Annotated in this window: 13 protein-coding genes; 4 read left to right on the top strand and 9 right to left on the bottom strand. The window is 61.9% G+C overall.

Annotated elements, in window-relative coordinates; translation table 11 throughout:
* The first annotated feature begins 340 nt into the window (after positions 1–340).
* From IPK66_12015 to IPK66_12000, 4 genes are all read left to right on the top strand, one after another.
* Positions 341–2,413 carry a DUF4082 domain-containing protein gene (locus IPK66_12015; protein MBK8175956.1) on the top strand — a complete coding sequence of 691 codons (2,073 nt, stop codon included), beginning with the start codon at positions 341–343 and terminating at the stop codon, positions 2,411–2,413.
* Positions 2,414–2,779: 366 nt separating this feature from the next.
* Positions 2,780–4,267 (top strand): hypothetical protein, encoded by a 1,488-nt coding sequence (locus tag IPK66_12010; protein ID MBK8175955.1) that lies wholly within the window; start codon positions 2,780–2,782, stop codon positions 4,265–4,267.
* Between the two features lie 11 nt (positions 4,268–4,278).
* The gene (locus IPK66_12005; protein MBK8175954.1) at positions 4,279–5,352 is read left to right on the top strand and encodes a glycosyltransferase; all 1,074 of its coding nucleotides are present in this window, start codon (positions 4,279–4,281) and stop codon (positions 5,350–5,352) included.
* On the top strand, positions 5,342–7,375 hold the full coding sequence (locus IPK66_12000) for a sugar transferase (protein MBK8175953.1): 2,034 nt from the start codon (positions 5,342–5,344) through the stop codon (positions 7,373–7,375). Before IPK66_12005 ends, IPK66_12000 begins: the two co-directional genes overlap by 11 nt.
* Positions 7,376–7,669: 294 nt before the next feature.
* Here the strand turns inward: IPK66_12000 and rodA are convergent, their stop codons facing one another.
* The 9 genes from rodA to IPK66_11955 form a co-directional block, all read right to left on the bottom strand.
* Entirely contained in the window at positions 7,670–8,818 is a 1,149-nt protein-coding gene (gene rodA / locus IPK66_11995) for a rod shape-determining protein RodA (protein ID MBK8175952.1), read from the bottom strand.
* 6 nt (positions 8,819–8,824) lie between these two features.
* The gene (gene mrdA / locus IPK66_11990; protein MBK8175951.1) at positions 8,825–10,705 is read right to left on the bottom strand and encodes a penicillin-binding protein 2; all 1,881 of its coding nucleotides are present in this window, start codon (positions 10,703–10,705) and stop codon (positions 8,825–8,827) included.
* 4 nt (positions 10,706–10,709) lie between these two features.
* Positions 10,710–11,225, bottom strand: a complete 516-nt coding sequence (mreD, locus tag IPK66_11985; protein MBK8175950.1) for a rod shape-determining protein MreD — start codon at positions 11,223–11,225, stop codon at positions 10,710–10,712.
* Complete coding sequence (mreC, locus tag IPK66_11980; protein ID MBK8175949.1) at positions 11,222–12,130, bottom strand: rod shape-determining protein MreC; 909 nt, start codon at positions 12,128–12,130, stop codon at positions 11,222–11,224. Before mreC ends, mreD begins: the two co-directional genes overlap by 4 nt.
* Before the next feature lie 134 nt (positions 12,131–12,264).
* Entirely contained in the window at positions 12,265–13,305 is a 1,041-nt protein-coding gene (locus IPK66_11975) for a rod shape-determining protein (GenBank protein MBK8175948.1), read from the bottom strand.
* Between the two features lie 127 nt (positions 13,306–13,432).
* Positions 13,433–14,983: a 2-isopropylmalate synthase gene (locus IPK66_11970; GenBank protein ID MBK8175947.1), complete on the bottom strand. Its 1,551-nt coding sequence runs from the start codon at positions 14,981–14,983 to the stop codon at positions 13,433–13,435.
* A 425-nt stretch (positions 14,984–15,408) separates the two neighbouring features.
* Complete coding sequence (gene ilvC, locus IPK66_11965; GenBank protein ID MBK8175946.1) at positions 15,409–16,428, bottom strand: ketol-acid reductoisomerase; 1,020 nt, start codon at positions 16,426–16,428, stop codon at positions 15,409–15,411.
* A gap of 86 nt (positions 16,429–16,514) precedes the next feature.
* The gene (gene ilvN / locus IPK66_11960) at positions 16,515–17,027 is read right to left on the bottom strand and encodes an acetolactate synthase small subunit (protein ID MBK8175945.1); all 513 of its coding nucleotides are present in this window, start codon (positions 17,025–17,027) and stop codon (positions 16,515–16,517) included.
* Positions 17,028–17,150: 123 nt separating this feature from the next.
* Positions 17,151–17,652, bottom strand: a 502-nt coding sequence (locus tag IPK66_11955) for an acetolactate synthase 3 large subunit (GenBank protein ID MBK8175944.1), incomplete at its 5' end; no start/stop codon positions are given.

The following is a 17,652-nucleotide window of genomic DNA, read 5'->3' as shown; positions in this document are numbered from 1 at the left end:
ATGATTCGCCGCTGACGCAACCAGTGTCCCCTCAAAATCTCCGCATTGGTTAACCCAAATAGGGTATGGCTGCGGTGCTGCTCTCGCTTTACTGTCGCCAGCATTGAGGTGGCGGACGCGTCCGCTTGCGGGCCACGCCTGATGATTATGCTAATAAAATCACGCGATTAGTCTTTAGAAGGGGAAATTTTCGATGCTGTCGGAGATGGTCTACGCGACCTCTTGCGGTCGAAATGGGCGAGGGAGCGCTGCCCGCGAATCTTCCCAAAATAGCCCAACTATGGCCCAAATGGGGTGCTTAGACATAGACTGCCTAAGCAAGAACCCCCTGGATTGGTCAATGACAATGAAAATTTATCTTGTGCCGCTTGGCGCCCTCGCTGTAGCTGCGGCGATTGCCGCAGCGCCATCACCGTCGCTGAGCGCCGCGAAAGTGCCGATTGCCGTCGACGATTTACAATCGACGACAATCAATACGACTCTCACACTGACGCCGGGCCAACTCATCGCTAACGACACACGCACCGGCCACCTCCTGCGTGTTGTCTCTGTGGGTCATGCCGTCAACGGCACGGTCAGTCTCGCTACCAGCGGGCGGATCACGTTCACTCCCGCGCAGGACTCTGTCGCCGACGCCCGCTTCGATTACACGATCGAAGACGCCAGCACGAGCGCCCAGAGCACCGCGACCGTCTACATTGCCATCGCCCAGACGCCGCTCACCATCTGGCAGTCATCGGCAACGCCGAGCGTGATCACTGACCCGGATACCTCCTCCGTCGAGTTGGGCGTCAAGTTCTACAGTGATGTCGCTGGTCAGGTGCTCGGCCTGCGCTTCTACAAAGGTCCGCAGAATACTGGAAGCCATCCGGTCAGCTTGTGGACGAGCACCGGGACCAAGCTCGCTACGGCGACATCCGCCGACGAAACCGCCAGTGGCTGGCAGGAAGTGCGGTTTACTCAACCGGTGGCGATTTCCTCCGGCAAGACATACGTCGCATCCTACCACTCGGCCGGCCACTACAGCACGACTCCCTCCTACTTCGCCAACTGGGCGAGCAACGGCGCGCTGCATGCTCCGGCGAGCAGCGCGACCGGCGGCAACGGCGTTTACCGCTACGGCTCGAACGTCCAGTTTCCCAATGCGACCTGGCAGGCTAGCAACTACTGGGTCGACGTCGTCTTCCAGGCTGGCACCCCCACCGCGGACACGACGCCGCCGACCACCCCCAGCAACTTTACGGCGACCCCTGCCGCCAATCGCGTCGATCTGGCCTGGAGCGCATCGACCGACGACACGAGCAGCGTGCTTTATAAGTTGACTCGCAACGGCGCAGCGTTGACGACGACCTCGGCAACAACCTACTCCGATAGCGGTCTTGCCGCGGCGACGACCTACTCCTACGGTCTGACCGCGTACGACGATGCCGGTAACGCCTCGGCGACGGTAACCAAATCGGCAACGACGCCATCGTCGGCGCCGGTGACCTGCGCCGTCAATCTCGGCGCGGGGGCGAGCCTCGGTGGCAAGCTGCCGTTCCCGGCCGACAACCCCTGGAACCAGGACATCTCCACCGCCGCGGTCGATCCGAACTCCTCGACCATTCTCAACACCACCAACTTCAGCACCCGCCTGCACGCCGACTTCGGATCCGGCACCTATGGGGGTACGAAAATCGGTGTGCCTTATATCGTCGTTCCGGAAAACCAGCCGCTGGTTCCCATCGACTTTACCGCGTGGCCGTTGGAAAGCGACGCTGGCCCCTATCCGTTTCCGCCCAATGCGCCCATCGAGGGACTCGGCGCCACCAGCTATATGGACCGGCACGTGCTTGTCATCCAGCGCGACTGTGCGAAGCCGACCCAGTTCGGCAAGCTGTTCGAGACTTTCGGTACCTACCCTGTGGGCAACTACCCGACCAGCGTCAGCTCTTGGCGGGCCTCGAACGGCGCTGTCTTCGATCTAAACTCGAACGCGCTCCGGCCGGCCGGCTGGACGTCGGCCGATGCCGCGGGCCTGCCAATCTTCCCCGGACTCGTCCGCTACGACGAGGTCGCAGCCGGCGAGATCCGGCATGCGCTGCGCTTTACGCTTGCTCCGGGCTACACCCGTAAGGCTTACATCGCGCCGGCGCGGCATTGGGCGAGCAGCAATACCGGCAGCCAGTATGCCCCCTTTGGCATGCGTGTGCGCCTGAAGGCGGGCGTCGACATCTCGTATCTACCACACGACGTCCAGGTTATCGCCCGCGCGATGAAGAAATACGGCATGTTACTGGCCGATAACGGCGGCAACTGGTTCGTTTCCGGCGCACCGGACGAGCGCTGGGACAACGACGAACTCGCTTGGCTCGGTCAACTGGCCGCTAGCAACTTCGAAGTCGTCAAGATGGGAACGATCGTCACTCCTTAGGCGCGGATGATCTATTACCGCCGAGCGCGGGTGGAACGCCTGCTCGCGCTCGGCCCCTTTGCAAGTCCAGCTCGTCAATTCGCATCGCAAATTGCAAGCTTTTGCCGGGCAGCGGCGGTGTGCACCCGCAGCTTGACCGCTGCTGTTGCCGCAATCTCTCCGTTTTTTCCATCGCGCCGCCCCGTCGGGCTGGCGGCTTGCCCTGCGTCGCCCCTGGCGTGCGGTTGGCCTGACGCTTGCTCTTATCGCGGTGGAACTCATCGCCAGTGGACGATACCGTGCCCATAGCCTTATGCCGTTGCTGCCGGCAGCAAGCTTCAAGACGCCCACCGCGCATTGCTGACTCGCGGCGCGGGCTGGCCGGCGATGCATAGGTCGTTTCCGGAAATCCTTCATTTGCTCCTCGCCGCCGGATGGCGGCGGCGGTTCCTCGTTCTTATTCCGATGCTGCTGCTGCCGCCACTCGGCTTCGTCGTCGGCCACTACGCCCCGCGCACCTACGAGACGCAGATGACGATCATGGTGCAGGAACCTGCGAAGCAGAGTCCCTACCTTGGCGATCTCGCCGTCGGTACCCGCTTGCAGGAGCGGATGCCGGTGCTCAACTCACTCGTCCACCACTCGCAGGTACTGGAGAGAGTCGCTCTCGATCTTGGCGAGATTACCGAGGCGACTTCTCAGACGGACCGCGACTCGGTGGTCTCCCGCCTGTCGAATGGCCTCGCGATCAAGCTGATCGGCACCGACCTCGTTGAGTTGCGGTTGCGCGGGCACTCGGCGAACGCACTCGACCGGGAGCTCAGCCAGATCGGTACCCGCTTCATCGAGAAGCTTACCGCCCCCGAACGCTCGTCGATCGCCAGTAGTCTTGAGTTTCTCGAACGGCAGATCGAGCAGCGCGGGCCGCTGCTGCGCAAGGCCGAACAGCGTCTCGCCGATTTCCGCGTCCGTAACGCCGCTCGCCTGCCCGAGGTTCAGTCGGCCAACGTTGCCCACCTCACCGAAGTCCGCAAAATGCTCGAAGACCGCCGCACGGCGTTGGCCGGTGCCGACGCGTCGCTAGCGGACCTGCAAGCGACACTCACACCGCCCGACCCGGTCGCCGAGGAACTCGACAAGCGGATTGCCGATCTCTATGGGCAGATCGCCCAGTTGCGATCGAAGTACACCGACCGTCATCCCACACTCCAGGCCCTGCAGCGCGAACTGCAAACGCTGAGGGAGCAGCGGCAACACCTCCAGGCTGGCGGGTCCGGCGTCGCTTCGCCGTCACAGCGCCTGGCCATGCAGCTCGAGCCGGTGCGTGCGGCGCGGGCACAGCAAATTTCTCTGCGTGTGGAGGTGATGCAGCTCGAGCGCGCCCTCGCCGAAGCGGAGCAGACGGTCGCCAACCAGAGCGACGTGCAGTCGGAGCTGACCAACCTGGAGAGCGCGCTCGCGACAGAGAAGGAAATCTACGACAAGCTGGTCGGGCGCTTCGAACTTGCCCGGGTCACTGGCGACCTCGGTACGTTTGAAGCCGGCGATCGCGTCAAAATCAACGCGCCGCCGGACCTGCCCGTCGAGGTCGGCCCAACGGCGAGCCTGTTCCTGATTGCCGGCATTGCCGGGGGCATTGCGCTCGGCCTCGGATTGGCCATTGCTGCTGAGTTCGCCGATGACGCAGTGCGCTCGCGGGCAGACGTCGAGCGCGCCACCAACGCGCCGGTGCTTGCCCGCATTCCCCGCTTGCCGCCCAGCGGCGCGCCGACAGCGGCCAAGGCTTCGGCCACGGATGACGACGGCCCGCCGAGTGGGGCTCACGACAGCCGCTTCTCCGCCTCCGTTCACCCGATCAAGATTTCGGCGTCGTGAGGAAGACTTGCATGCGTCCCGTCGTTGTCGAGGTCGTCCAGGAACTCGAGCCTGGGGGAATTCAGGTGATGGTCCTCGAACTTGAGCGGTTGCTCGCCGGCGACGTCGAGGTTCATGTCGTCAGCCTGGAAAACACCATCGAGCGATTAACGGCTCTTTGGCCGAGGGTCTCGTCGGTGGGTCCACGGCTGCATGCACTCGCCAAGCCACCCGGTCGCGACTTCTCCACCGTGCTCACCCTTGCCCGGCTGCTGCACCGCATTGGCGCCACCGCAGTGCACACGCATCACATCGGCCCGCTGCTTTACGGCGGCCTTGCCGCGCGGCTCGCTGGTGTGCGCCGGCTGGTGCATACCGAGCACGATGCTTGGCACCTTCAATCGCGACGGCGGCGAACGTTGCAGACCGCAGCGCTGGCGCTACTGCGCCCGCATCTGATTGCCGACGCGGCGATGGTCGCCTCCGCCCTCGTTGCAGCGATCCCGTCGAGCCGGCCGATAATCATCGCCAACGGCATCGATACCACGCGCTTCCGCCCGGGTAATCAGCTGGCGGCGCGCCGGGTGCTGGGCCTACCGCTGGCGACACAGCTCATCGGCTCGGCCGGCCGCCTTGAGCCGGTCAAGGGACATAAACTGCTGATCGACGCGATCGCACGTCTGCCCGACACGTTTGAACTCGCGATTGCCGGGGATGGAAGCATGCGGGCGGCTTTGCAGGAGCATGCAATCGCCTTGGGGGTGGATGAACGATGCCATTTTCTCGGTCATACCGACAACATGGAAGCCTTTTACCAATCACTCGATGTGTTCTGCCTGCCGTCGGAGGCCGAAGGCCTGCCGTTGGCGCTGCTGGAAGCGCAGTCGTGCGGGATTCCAGCGGTGGCGACCGACGTCGGTGCGGTCCGCGAGGTACTGGCACCAGACGTTTCGATCGCCGTCGAGCCCGGCAATGCCGAAGCCCTGGCGGCCGGCCTCGTTCGCGCCTTCGAGCGGCGCAACCATGCCACGCTGCGCCCTTTTATCATCGACGGTTACGATGCCGGCGCGATGGCAGCCGCCTACCGTGCCGTGCTTGCTGCCTGACTCCGTCGGTTCGGCGATGATGACCCTCGTCGCAGGCATGACAGTCGCGAGCCTTGTCCTCCTTGTCTACCATCACGCCATCTATCCTGCACTGCTCTGGGCGTGGGCTCGACGCCACCCTGTCACCCTTCCGTCGGTATCGCCGCGCCGCTATCGGCCGACCGATGCAGATCGATTGTTACCCAGCGTCGTCGTGCTTGTCCCCGCTTTCAACGAGGCTGCGGTGATCGGCGATAAGATCCGCAATCTCGCTGTCCTCGACTATCCGGCGGAACGCCTGCGCGTCGTCATCGCTTGCGACGGATGCGGAGACGAGACGGCGGCCATCGCCCGCGCCGTGGCGGAGCAGCCGGAATGCCGACACCTGCGTGTCGAGGTTCGCGAATTCAGCGTGAATCGCGGCAAACTCGCGTTGATCAATGCGCTGGTCCCGGAGATGGGCGACGAGGTGATCGCCCTCAGCGACGCTTCGGCCTTGGTGTCGGTCGATGCGCTGCTCATCGCCGCCCGCCGCTTCACCGATCCCCAGGTCGGCGTCGTCTGCGGCACCTATCGGCTGCTGCGCGCCTTCGGCGCTGGCGAGGCCGCGTACTGGGGGTATCAAACTAAGCTCCGCGACCAGGAGTCCGTAGTCGGTGGGGCGATCGGCGCGCATGGCGCCTTCTACCTGTTCCGCGCCCGACTGTTCCGCAGCCTTGCCGCGGATACCATCAACGACGACTTCGTGCTGCCGATGAGCATCGTCGCCCACGGCGCCCGCGCCGTCTCCGATCCGCGCATCGTCGCCATTGAGCTCGAACGTGCCACCGCCGAGCAGGATCGCCGGCGGCGGCAGCGCATCGCCGCCGGAAATCTTCAGCAACTGCTCCGCCTCCGGCAATTGATCCATCCGCGCTTCGGTGGGACGGCCTTCGCCTTCGCCTCCGGCAAGGGACTGCGCGCCATCACCCCGCTGCTGCTGCTGCTAGCGGTCGTGGGCTCCCTGGCACTGGCCGGTCAGGCGATGGTGTTTGCCGCGCCTGCGGTTGTTGCAGCGGCAGCCTGCGGCGTGACGGTGGCCTCGACTCTGTGGCCTGGAGGCCGTTGGCCACGGACCGTCGATCGAATCTCTTATGTCGTCTCCGGCTATGTCGCCGCCTTCGTCGGCTCCTGCCGCTATCTTCTTGGCCGGGAGGGCTGTGGCTGGGGCGGTGCGCGGCGCCACGGCAGCGTTTCGCTTACCGCGAGTGCGGGTCAAGCATTGGCATGGACGGGGGTTTCAATGGGAGCGGCGACCGCGGGGCGGGTGGGCCACATCCACCCATGCGTGCGCATCCTCAAGCGGACCATCGACGTCGCCGCTGCGATCACGCTGCTGACACTGACGTCACCTGTGTTTGCGCTGGCGGCGCTGGCGATCAAGCTCGACAGCAAAGGTCCGGTATTCTTCCGCCAGCTTCGCATCGGCGAGTGCGGCCATGATCATGTCCGGCTGATCCGCATCATCAAGTTCCGCTCCATGCGCGAGGATGCGGAGAGCATGAGTGGTGCTGTGTGGGCGAGTGACGACGACCCGCGGGTGACCCGCGTCGGCAACATCCTGCGCCGCTCCCGTCTCGACGAGCTGCCTCAGCTCCTCAACGTCCTCCGTGGCGAGATGTCGTTGATCGGGCCGCGGCCCGAGCGGCCGACCTTTCATCACACGCTGAACAGCTCGCTTCCGTTCTATGCCGAGCGCCTGTTTGGCGTCCTGCCGGGGATTACCGGCTTTGCCCAGGTCAACCTCGGTAGCGATCATTGCCTTGATGACGTCCGCCGCAAACTGTTCTACGACCACGCCTACGCGATGGCACTCAGCCGACCGCTGGTTTGGTTGCGTCTCGAGTTGCTGATTGTGGCGCGCACCGTGGTGATCATGATCGCCGGACCCGGATGGCTCGCCGAGCACCCCCTATGCCTGCATGTGCCTTCGGTAGCCGAGCATGAAACCTCGCCTATACCCTGGGCCGCCGGGAGCTGCACAGGACGACGGAGCCCTGACTAGTCTTTCCCCGAGGTATGGAGCCCAAGTTCAGCTATGCAGTAGGCTATATTTTCGGTCTTCGCTGAGCCTGCGCATCATCGAGGAGATACTGGCCGCCCGCGGCATATTGGTAACGCATGAGACGATCCGGCAATGGGGCCTGAAGTTTGGCCAGGAATTCGCCGGCCGCTTCCGTCGGCAAGCGCCTCGCCGTGGCGACAAGAGGTGTCTTGACGAGAGCGCCGTCAGCATCGCTCGGCCATCGCGCTTGCCGTCAATTGACGATGACACGTTGACGGTGCAGCCATCGGGCATTCAGCGCTCAGTGCCCGTCGAGTGGCGACTAATCATCACGTCGCGGTGGACATAGACGCTCATTACCAGCCCGAACCCCGCCATCAGCGATACGACGGCCGTGCCACCATAGGAGACCAACGGCAGCGGAACTCCGACGACGGGGATCAAACCCATCACCATCGCCATGTTAATGAATAAATAAAGAAAGAACGTCGACGCAATGCCCATTGCCAACAGGCGGCCGAACTGACTTCGCGCGGACAGCGCGATGGCAAAACAATAAGCCAGGATGACGATATAGAGCCCCAGCATACCCAAGGAGCCGATCAGCCCAAATTCCTCGGCAAGCATGGTAAAAATGAAATCAGTCTGCTTTTCGGGAAGAAAATTGAGGTGGCTTTGTGTGCCCTGGATGAAGCCCTTGCCGAACAGCCCGCCGGACCCGAGCGCGATCTTCGACTGAAGGATGTGATAGCCGGCGCCGAGCGGATCACTCTCGGGGTCAAGGAACGTCATCACGCGGTTGCGTTGGTAGTCGTGCAGAAACTGCCAGGCGACGGGTAACATCGCCAATCCTGCGGCAAGCACCACGCCAAACATCCACAAGCTGACGCCGGCGGCGAAAAAGACGGCTCCACCGCCCGCCAGCAGCATGATGGCTGTCCCTAGATCCGGTTGCTTGAGGACCAGCCCCACGGGGACGAAAACCATCAAAGCGGGAATGATCAACCGCCATGGGCGACGCACGTCTTCCGAAGCAAACCCGTGGAAGTGGCGCGCCAAGGCGAGGACAAGCGCGATTTTCATCAACTCGGAGGGCTGTAGGTTGATAAATCCAAGGTCAATCCATCGCTGCGCGCCCATACCGATGGAACCGGCGAAATCGACCACGACCAGCAGCGCGAGAGCGGCGAAGAACATCGGGTACGCCCAGCGCAGCCACAACCGGATGTCGCAGACGGCGACCGTAATCATGAGAAGCAGCGCGATGATAAAGCGGACGCACTGGCGAATCGCCCACGGTTCCATGCTGCCGCCGCCGGCCGAATACAGCATCGCGATGCCGGCACCGCCAACGCCGCAGATCGCCAGCACGAACAGCCAACGGATCTGCAGGAGCTTGTCCACCAACGTCACGCCTGGACGATTCAACGAATTCCATCCCACTGTCGGTCAGCCCTCGCGCCGCGGCCCCGGTGTTCGCTCCTTGTCCGCACCAACCACCCGTTTGTCGCCCAGGGTTTGCGCCGCCGTAAGGACATCGCGTGCAATCGGTGCAGCGGCCTTTGATCCGGCTCCGCCGTGTTCGATCACGACGGCACACGAATAACGCGGCCGGGCGACGGGCGCATAGCCGATAAACAGAGCGTGATCGCGTCGTTCCCACGGCAAATGTTCGTTCTTGATCACCCCCGATTGCCGTTCACCCTTGGAGATCCGCCGCACCTGGGACGTTCCGGTCTTGCCCGCCATCTCGAAACCCGGCACATGGATCGCCGCGCTCTTGGCTGTCCCGCGGGCGCTGTTCACCACGTTGTTCATTCCGTCTTGGATGACCTTGAGATGGGCGGCGCTGATGCCGAGGTTGATCGCGGTTTTCACCACCCCGGCGCGCTCAGCGACGGCTAGATCACGGACCATCCGCGGCACGATGGCCTTACCGCCGTTGGCGATGCGTGCCGACATTACCGCCAACTGTAACGGCGTCGATAGAACATAACCCTGACCGATGCCGGTGATGACCGTCTCGCCGACCGACCACCCGGTGCCAAACGTTGCGGTTTTCCAATCTCGCGTCGGCAATAAGCCACTACGCTCATGGGGCAGATCGATCCCCAGCGGCGCGCCAAGACCGAGCTGATGTCCCATTTCAGCAATGCGGTCGACGCCAACCCTGCGAGCAGCTTCGTAAAAGTAGCAATCACAGGATTGCGCCAGCGCATCGCGCATCGCCAGCGATCCGTGGCCGCCGCGCCTCCAGCAGTGGAATACGGCATCGCCGAGACGAAACGCCCCCGAACAGAACACCGTGGCGCTCGGATCGAGGACGCCCTTTTCGAGCGCCGCCAGCGCCACAACGGGCTTGAACGTTGACCCCGGCGCATACACGCCGGCGATCGATTTGTTGATCAACGGGGCTTTGGGATTGGTTGTAAGGAATTTCCATTCCTCGCTGCTCAGCCCGCGATCGAAGGCACTCGGATCGTAGCCGGGCGTCGAAGCCATCGCCAGGACTTCGCCTGTCTCGACATCGAGGACAACGACCGCGCCGCTTTCGTCGCCAATCCGGTCGATCGCGAGTTGCTGCAAATCGAGGTCGAGCCCGAGCGTTACATCGTCCCCCGGCTCCCCATCCGTTCGGTCGAGTTCGCGGATGACACGACCAACCGCGTTGACCTCGACCTGAGAATTACCGCCGATGCCGCGGAGAACTCGCTCGTAGCTGCGTTCGATCCCGGCTTTGCCAATCCGAAAACCGGGCAACTCGAGCAACGGATCGCTCCCCTCCGCGAGATCCGCTTCGGAGACGACGCCGACGTAGCCCAAGACATGCGAGAGAGCCGGACCATAAGGGTATTCGCGACTTCGGCCTTCCTCGACAGAGATTCCCGGCAGGTCGAGCGAATTGACTTCGATGCGGGCGACGTCGTTCCAATCGAGGTCTTCGCGCACGGTTATCGGCACAAATTGACGCTGGCGTCCGATTTCGCGCAGAATTCGCTTGCGATCGCCGTCACTGATTGGAACGAGGGTGCCGAGTGCGGCGAGGGTTCCCTCGACGCTGGACGTCTGCTCGGCGACGACGACGACGCGGTAGTCTTGCCGGTTCGACGCCAATGGCCGACCCGTCCGGTCGAGAATTCGACCGCGTGGGGGCGGCAATAGCCGCACATTGATCCGGTTGTCCTCGGCGAGCGTCAGGTACCGCTCGGAATCAACGACCTGAAGGTAATAGAGACGGCCAGCGAGAATGGCGAGCAGCCCCGCCTTGCCGCCGGCGAGAAGCAGTGCCCGCCGGGTAAACTGCCGCTGACGATCAAGGTCGCGCGCCATGTGCCTAAATTTGACGAAGCAGTGACAACTGACAGCGCAGGAGCAGCCAGCAGACGACTGGAAAGCATCCGACGGTAATCAGGACCTGAAACGCCACTGCATGCAACGAGACGCTCGCGCCATAATATGCACAGCTCAATAACCACGATAATGCAAGCGCGCCAACTGCCACCACGGTAAATCCGAGCCAAATAATGCTAAACGATTTTCCGATGAAAAACCGGCGCTGACTTGTGACCGCAGCATGAACACAAACAAAGGTCACTGAACTTACGCCGATTGGTAGCCCCCCAAGGATATCTTGTAGAAGGCCGATCAAGAATACCGCAAGGACCGGCATCAAGTCTGGACGATACAGCGTCCAGTAGAATACCGCGATTAACGGCAACGACGGCGCCACCGCCTGAAACGATGGGAGATGCAGCGGGACGAGACCGACGAACAGCATCGCGAACGTCAGTGCACACGGCACAAGATGGCGACTGACCGTATCAGCTCGTCGCAAGAAAGACGCCTTCATCGTCGTGCGTCCGTCCGTTGGGCGCTCTCCCCCCCGAGGTTGTTCCCTGCCGCTTGGCTTGGCCGCTCTTCCTTCGTCGCGAGCGGAGCATCAACTTTCAGGAAATCCATGCCGTAATCGGCAATTCGAACGTATTCTAGGCGGTTGCGGTCTATGTTTGGCGTGACCGTTACAACCTCATCGTCGACCTTGTCGATCGATCCCACCGGCAAGCCGGGTGGAAATCCGCCGGCTATTCCCGACGTAACCACAAGATCCCCCGGTTCTATGGCGGCACCCGGAACGATGTGGACGAGTTTCGGCCTTTCCGAATTGTCCCCGGCGAGCACGGCTCGCACGTTCGATGGGCCAACAAACACGGGCACGCGCGAGTTCAGGTCGGTAATCAGCAAAACACGGGATGCGCGAGCCGAAACGCCAACGATGCGTCCAACGAGACCCTCACCGGTGAGTACATTTTGCCCGCGCTCAATGCCGGCAAGGCTACCAGCACTAATCAATACGCTCTGAGCAAAGACTCCGGTCGAATCGGCGACGACGCGTGCTGACCGATAGGTCGCCTGCGGTTCCGGAACAACCTTGAGCAACTGCCGAAGGCCAGCGTTTTCGACTTCCAGGCGTTGTGCAATCGCCTGCCAACGCAACAGGCGTTCGCGCTCTTCGCGCAGCCGCGCGTTTTCGTCCGCAACATTGATCCAACGTTGCGCACCTTCCAAAACCCGTGCCAGCGCATCGGCGGGCTCGGAGAGAACTTCGAGCACCGGCACCGCCACGTCGTCTACCTTGAGCCGTAGCCGTTCGATCAGGATCGTGTCTGCCTTGCCGAGCAACATCAACCCCCCGGCAAACACGACGAGGCCCGCGTAGACAAACCAGTGAAAGAACGATTTCAAAGCAGCGGGCATACCGGACTTGGTCCTGGCGTTGCCAAAACTTTAAGGGCAGCGTTAAACAACGTGTTCGTGCGACAGGTCCTGAAACCCCGTTCGGATTCTACTGTGAACCGGCGGAAACGAACATCCAAGCACCAAACTGCGCCCTAATACATCGTACTAAGGACGTTGCGCATTTTTTTCATCTCTTCAAGTACGCGCCCGGTTCCCAGGGCAACGCAAGATAGCGGGTCGTCAGCGATCGTGACCGGAAGGCCAGTCGCATGTCGCAGCACATAATCGATATTCGCCAAAAGCGCGCCACCGCCCGTAAGCACAATGCCCTTATCGACGATGTCCGCCGCCAGTTCCGGCGCCGTATGCTCAAGCGCAACCTTCACGGCGTCGATGATCGTTCCCACCGGCTCCGCCAAGCTTTCAGAGATCTGCCGCTCGCTGATCACCAGTTCCTTTGGTACTCCATGCATCAGATCGCGGCCCTTAATCTCAAGCGTCTGGCCGTCGCCGTCTTCCGGCGGGCAGGCCGAGCCGATTTCTTCCTTGATTCGTTCGGCGGAAGCCTCGCCGATGAGCAAGTTGTGATTTCGTCGGATGTACGCGATCACGGCTTCGTCCATCTTATCACCACCGACGCGGACACTCTTCGCATAGACGATGCCGCCCAACGATAGCACCGCCACTTCCGTCGTACCGCCACCGATGTCGACAACCATCGAGCCTGTCGGTTCGGTCACCGGAAGGCCGGCACCGATTGCTGCCGCCATCGGTTCCTCAATAAGGAAAACCCGCCGCGCGCCCGCTTGTTCCGCCGATTCCTGAATTGCGCGTCGCTCGACCGCGGTCGAGCCCGACGGGACGCAGACAATAATGAGCGGGCTGGCAAAGCTGCGCCGGTTATGAACCTTGCGAATGAAATACTTGATCATTTCTTCGGCGACTTCGAAGTCGGCAATGACGCCGTCGCGCAGCGGACGAATCGCCTGAATATTGCCCGGCGTTCTCCCGAGCATCAGCTTTGCTTCTTCGCCGACCGCCAGGACCTGCTTGCGGCCCTTGTATTCGACAATGGCCACGACGGACGGCTCGTTGAGCACGACTCCCTTGCCCTTGACATAGACGAGGGTGTTCGCCGTGCCGAGGTCAATCGCCATGTCGGCCGAGAGAAACCCGAATAGCCGTGAGAACATCGCCCCTCGCTTGGATCGATCGCTGAATTCGCTACTTTACCGGAAAGTCGGGCACCGGCGCGTCCGCTCCGGATCCGAAATAGTGCTATGCAAAACTGCGGCAGAATGGCCGTTTCACCGATCGCGTTCAAGCCGACAGTGCAGATGGCGCGTGCTTCTCACGTTTGACCATAAGTTTGTTCAATGCATGGAGGTACGCTTTAACGGAGGCAACCACAGTATCCGTATCCGCGCCTTGCCCGTTAACCGTCCGACCTTGTTCTTCGAGTCTTACAGTCACTTCGGCCTGGGCGTCCGTGCCGCCAGTCACGCCGTGTACTTGATACAGTTTGAGGCGCGCTTGCGTCTCAAACAGCCGCTTGATGCAGCGAAAAGCCGAATCGACAGGCCCGTCGCCATTCTCCGCGCATTCCCGCCGTTGACCATCGATTTCGAGCGTCATCGTCGCTCGAGAGCGCCGCGTGCCACATTCGATCTCGAGTGCGACGAGCTTGATGCGATCGCCCACACGCGTCAGTTCGTCATCGACCAGCGCCATGATATCTTCGTCGAATACGTCCTTCTTGCGGTCGGCGATTTCCTTGAAGCGGCGAAATGCTTCCTCGATCGCATTGTCACCCAATTCGTAGTTCAGTTCGTTCAATTTTTCGCGGAACGCGTGACGGCCGGAGTGCTTGCCGAGCACCAGCTTCGACTTCGACAGGCCAACCGATTCGGGCGTCATGATCTCGTACGTTCCAGCATGCTTCAACATGCCATCCTGATGGATGCCCGATTCATGAGCGAACGCGTTGGCGCCGACGATCGCCTTGTTCGGCTGCACAACGAATCCGGTGATGGCCGAGACAAGCCGCGACGCGCGCATGATCAATTCCGACCTCACGCCGGTAGTATACGGCATCAGATCGTTGCGTGTGCGCAACGCCATGACAATCTCTTCCATTGCCGCGTTGCCGGCTCGCTCGCCCAAGCCATTGACCGTGCACTCGACTTGCCGCGCGCCTTCGTTCACCGCCGCGAGCGAATTGGCAACGCCAAGGCCGAGATCGTTGTGGCAATGCACGGAGAGAATCGCCCGATCGATATTCGGCACCCGATTGCGCAACATCGCAATCAGGGCCGCGAATTCCGTCGGAATTGCATACCCGACGGTATCAGGGATGTTGATCGTGCCCGCGCCGGCTTCAATTGCCGCCTCGACGCACCGGCAGAGGAAGTCGTGCTCACTGCGCGATCCATCCTCGCAAGACCACTCGACGTCATCGGTAAAGCGCCGGGCGTACGAGACGCTTTCGACGATGCGCTCCAGGACCTGCGCGGGTTCCAACTGCAATTTATACTTCATGTGCAGCGGACTGGTAGAAATGAACGTATGAATTCGTCCGCGCGGAGCGGGTCGGAGCGCCTCCGCGACCTGCTCGATATCGCCGCGTACCGCCCGCGCCAAGCCGCAAACCGTCGATGACTTGACCTGCCTGGCGATCTGGTGCACGGCCTCGAAATCACCGCGCGACGAAATGGGGAATCCCGCCTCGATGACGTCGACGCCCATCTCTTCCAAAACCTGGGCAATCCGCAGCTTTTCATCCAGGTTCATTGAAGCGCCGGGCGATTGTTCGCCATCGCGCAGCGTCGTATCGAAGATGATGATTCGGTTGGGGTCGCTCGCGGTAGTCATCGGGATCAGTCCCTGCAGAATAGACGTCATGAACCTGCTGAGGGCGATTCAGGACTCGCCTTAGTCAGCCGCGCTCGGCCACTCGGCGTCGCGCTTTGGATTGACCGCCCACCACCGCTGGATGGACGGCTATGCCCGCGTCGGTGCGACTTTGCCATAACCCCCACCACTCGGTCACGCAGCGACGTGGGGCGCGATTACGTCTCGTGGCGCTGAGCGGCCGACGGCTCTCATCGCATCGATGTCTGCTGCAACGTCAGGGCGCTGCCACGGTCGGAACGAAAGCGAATTTCATGCCGGACGGGGCTTCACGCCACAAGTGACATGGGACGATTTTTCTTGTCAACCAGATTATGGTTGCCGCACCTGAGGGGGCTCCCGGAAACCCAAGTTTCCTCAAGTGCGGTCCATATACCCCAAATAGGCTAGTTTTTCGACTTGTCGACAAGGCGATTAGCGCCGATCCACGGCATCATTGCCCGCAGCCGCTCGCCGACCTGCTCGATCGGGTGCTCGGCGGCGCGGCGGCGCAACGCTTTGAAGCTGGGCTGTCCGGCAGTGTTTTCGAGCATCCAGTCTTTGGCGAATCGGCCGGATTGAATGTCGTCCAGAACCTGCTTCATACGCGCCTTGACCGTAGCATCGATGATGCGCGGGCCGGAAACATAGTCCCCGTACTCGGCCGTGTTGGAGATCGAGTAGCGCATGTTGGCGATGCCGCCCTCGTAGATCAGATCGACGATCAGTTTAACTTCGTGCAAGCACTCGAAATACGCCATCTCGGGCGCGTACCCCGCTTCGACCAGCGTTTCGTATCCGGCGAGAATAAGTGACGTCAATCCGCCGCACAGCACGCTCTGTTCGCCGAAAAGATCGGTCTCGCATTCCTCACGGAAGGTCGTCTCGATGATACCCGATCGTCCGGCGCCGAGTGCCGCGGCGTAGGAGAGGGCAAGTTCGAGGGCGTTGCCGCTGGCGTCCTGACCGATCGCGACCAGCGAGGGAACACCGGCGCCGCGCACATACTCCGAACGAACGGTATGGCCCGGGCCTTTGGGCGCGACCATGAACACGTCGAGATCCGGACGGGGCTCGATCAGGCGAAAATGGATGTTCAGCCCGTGCGCGAAGGCGAGCGCCGCGCCCTTCTTCAAAGTACCGGCGAGGTGATCGCGATAAAGGCCGCCTTGAAGTTCATCGGGCGTGAGGATCATGACCACATCGGCCCAGGCGCCGGCCTCGCTGGGCCCCACGACCTTCAGTCCCGCATTCTCGGCCTTGGCAACGCTGCTTGAGCCCGGCCGCAAGGCGACGCGCACATCAGCCACGCCGGAATCGCGAAGATTGAGAGCATGGGCATGGCCCTGGCTGCCGTAGCCGATGACCGCGACCTTTTTACCTTTGATCAGGTTCAGATCGGCGTCGCGATCGTAATAAACACGCATTGTGTCCTCCCGCGTACTAATCCCGGCCCATCCGATGCCCCGGCTGGGACCGATACTGTTGAAAAGCTGCCGTTCGCCGCCGACCCTCAGAAGGGCTCCGGCCCACGCGCGATGGCAACGACGCCGGTGCGTGCGACATCGATCAGCCCGAGCGGCTGCATGAGGCCGATGAATGCGGAGAGCTTCGTCGTCTTCCCGATGATCTCGAAAACAAACGATTCGTTTGATGAATCGACCACGCGAGCGCGGAAGATGTCGGCAATCCGTAATGCCTCAACGCGCTTCTCGCCGGCGCCGCGCACTTTGACGAGGGCCATTTCCCGCTGGACGTGGGGACCGGCGATGGTCAGGTCGCTCACCCGGTGCACGGGCACGAGCCGTCCCAACTGGTTCTTGATCTGCTCGATGACCATTGGTGTGCCGGACGTAACGATCGTGATCCGCGACAGCTTGCCTTGCTGATCAACCTCGGCAACGGTCAAGCTCTCGATATTGTAGCCGCGGCCCGAGAAAAGCCCAATGACGCGGGCGAGAACGCCGGGCTCGTTGTCCACCAGAACCGCAATCGTATGTTGTTCCTGCCGAGCGGACTCAGGCATGGTCGGTTATCCTTATTCGATAATTCATTTTTACTCCGGCCCGTGGGGCCGCAAGTCCCGGTCAAGCAACGGGCGAACCGCAGTGGCGCGCCCGCGCCGCTGGCGATTAGCCGCCTCAGGCAGTTATACGAGGACCATCCCTTCTTCCGAAATCGGCTGTTCCGCCTTGTCCTCAGGGCCAAGCAGCATCTCGTTGTGCGCTGCCCCCGATGGGATCATCGGAAAACAGTTCTCCGCCTTGTCGACGCGGATATCGGCAATCACCGCCCGGTCGACCGAAATCATCTCCTTGATGACGTCGTCCAGCTGTTCGAGTCGCTCCGCGCGCAGGCCAACCGCCCCGAACGCCTCGGCGAGCTTCACGAAGTCCGGCAAAGACGACATATAGCTTTCCGAATAGCGGCCGCCGTGCAGCAATTCCTGCCACTGCCGGACCATGCCCATGTACTCGTTGTTGAGGATGAACACCTTGACCGGCAACCGGTACTGGGCAATCGTCGACATCTCTTGGATGTTCATCATGATCGATGCCTCGCCGGCAATGTCGACGACGAGGGCATCGGGGTGGGCGAGTTGCACACCCATCGCCGATGGCAGGCCGTATCCCATTGTTCCAAGGCCACCG

It is taken from the genome of Rhodospirillales bacterium, assembly GCA_016712595.1.
Classification (GTDB): Bacteria; Pseudomonadota; Alphaproteobacteria; order Rhodospirillales; family Defluviicoccaceae; genus Defluviicoccus.
This window is presented reverse-complemented; position numbering and strand designations above follow the sequence as displayed.

What these genes read in the sequence shown, in the direction of transcription:
- mreD (MBK8175950.1), bottom strand. Translation starts at nt 11,225, where the DNA reads ATGAAGGCGTCTTTCTTGCGACGAGCTGATACGGTCAGTCGCCATCTT.
- IPK66_11970 (MBK8175947.1), bottom strand. Translation starts at nt 14,983, where the DNA reads ATGACTACCGCGAGCGACCCCAACCGAATCATCATCTTCGATACGACG.
- IPK66_11975 (MBK8175948.1), bottom strand. Translation starts at nt 13,305, where the DNA reads ATGTTCTCACGGCTATTCGGGTTTCTCTCGGCCGACATGGCGATTGAC.
- mrdA (MBK8175951.1), bottom strand. Translation starts at nt 10,705, where the DNA reads ATGGCGCGCGACCTTGATCGTCAGCGGCAGTTTACCCGGCGGGCACTG.
- IPK66_12010 (MBK8175955.1), top strand. Translation starts at nt 2,780, where the DNA reads ATGCATAGGTCGTTTCCGGAAATCCTTCATTTGCTCCTCGCCGCCGGA.
- mreC (MBK8175949.1), bottom strand. Translation starts at nt 12,130, where the DNA reads ATGCCCGCTGCTTTGAAATCGTTCTTTCACTGGTTTGTCTACGCGGGC.
- ilvC (MBK8175946.1), bottom strand. Translation starts at nt 16,428, where the DNA reads ATGCGTGTTTATTACGATCGCGACGCCGATCTGAACCTGATCAAAGGT.
- IPK66_12005 (MBK8175954.1), top strand. Translation starts at nt 4,279, where the DNA reads ATGCGTCCCGTCGTTGTCGAGGTCGTCCAGGAACTCGAGCCTGGGGGA.
- ilvN (MBK8175945.1), bottom strand. Translation starts at nt 17,027, where the DNA reads ATGCCTGAGTCCGCTCGGCAGGAACAACATACGATTGCGGTTCTGGTG.
- IPK66_12015 (MBK8175956.1), top strand. Translation starts at nt 341, where the DNA reads ATGACAATGAAAATTTATCTTGTGCCGCTTGGCGCCCTCGCTGTAGCT.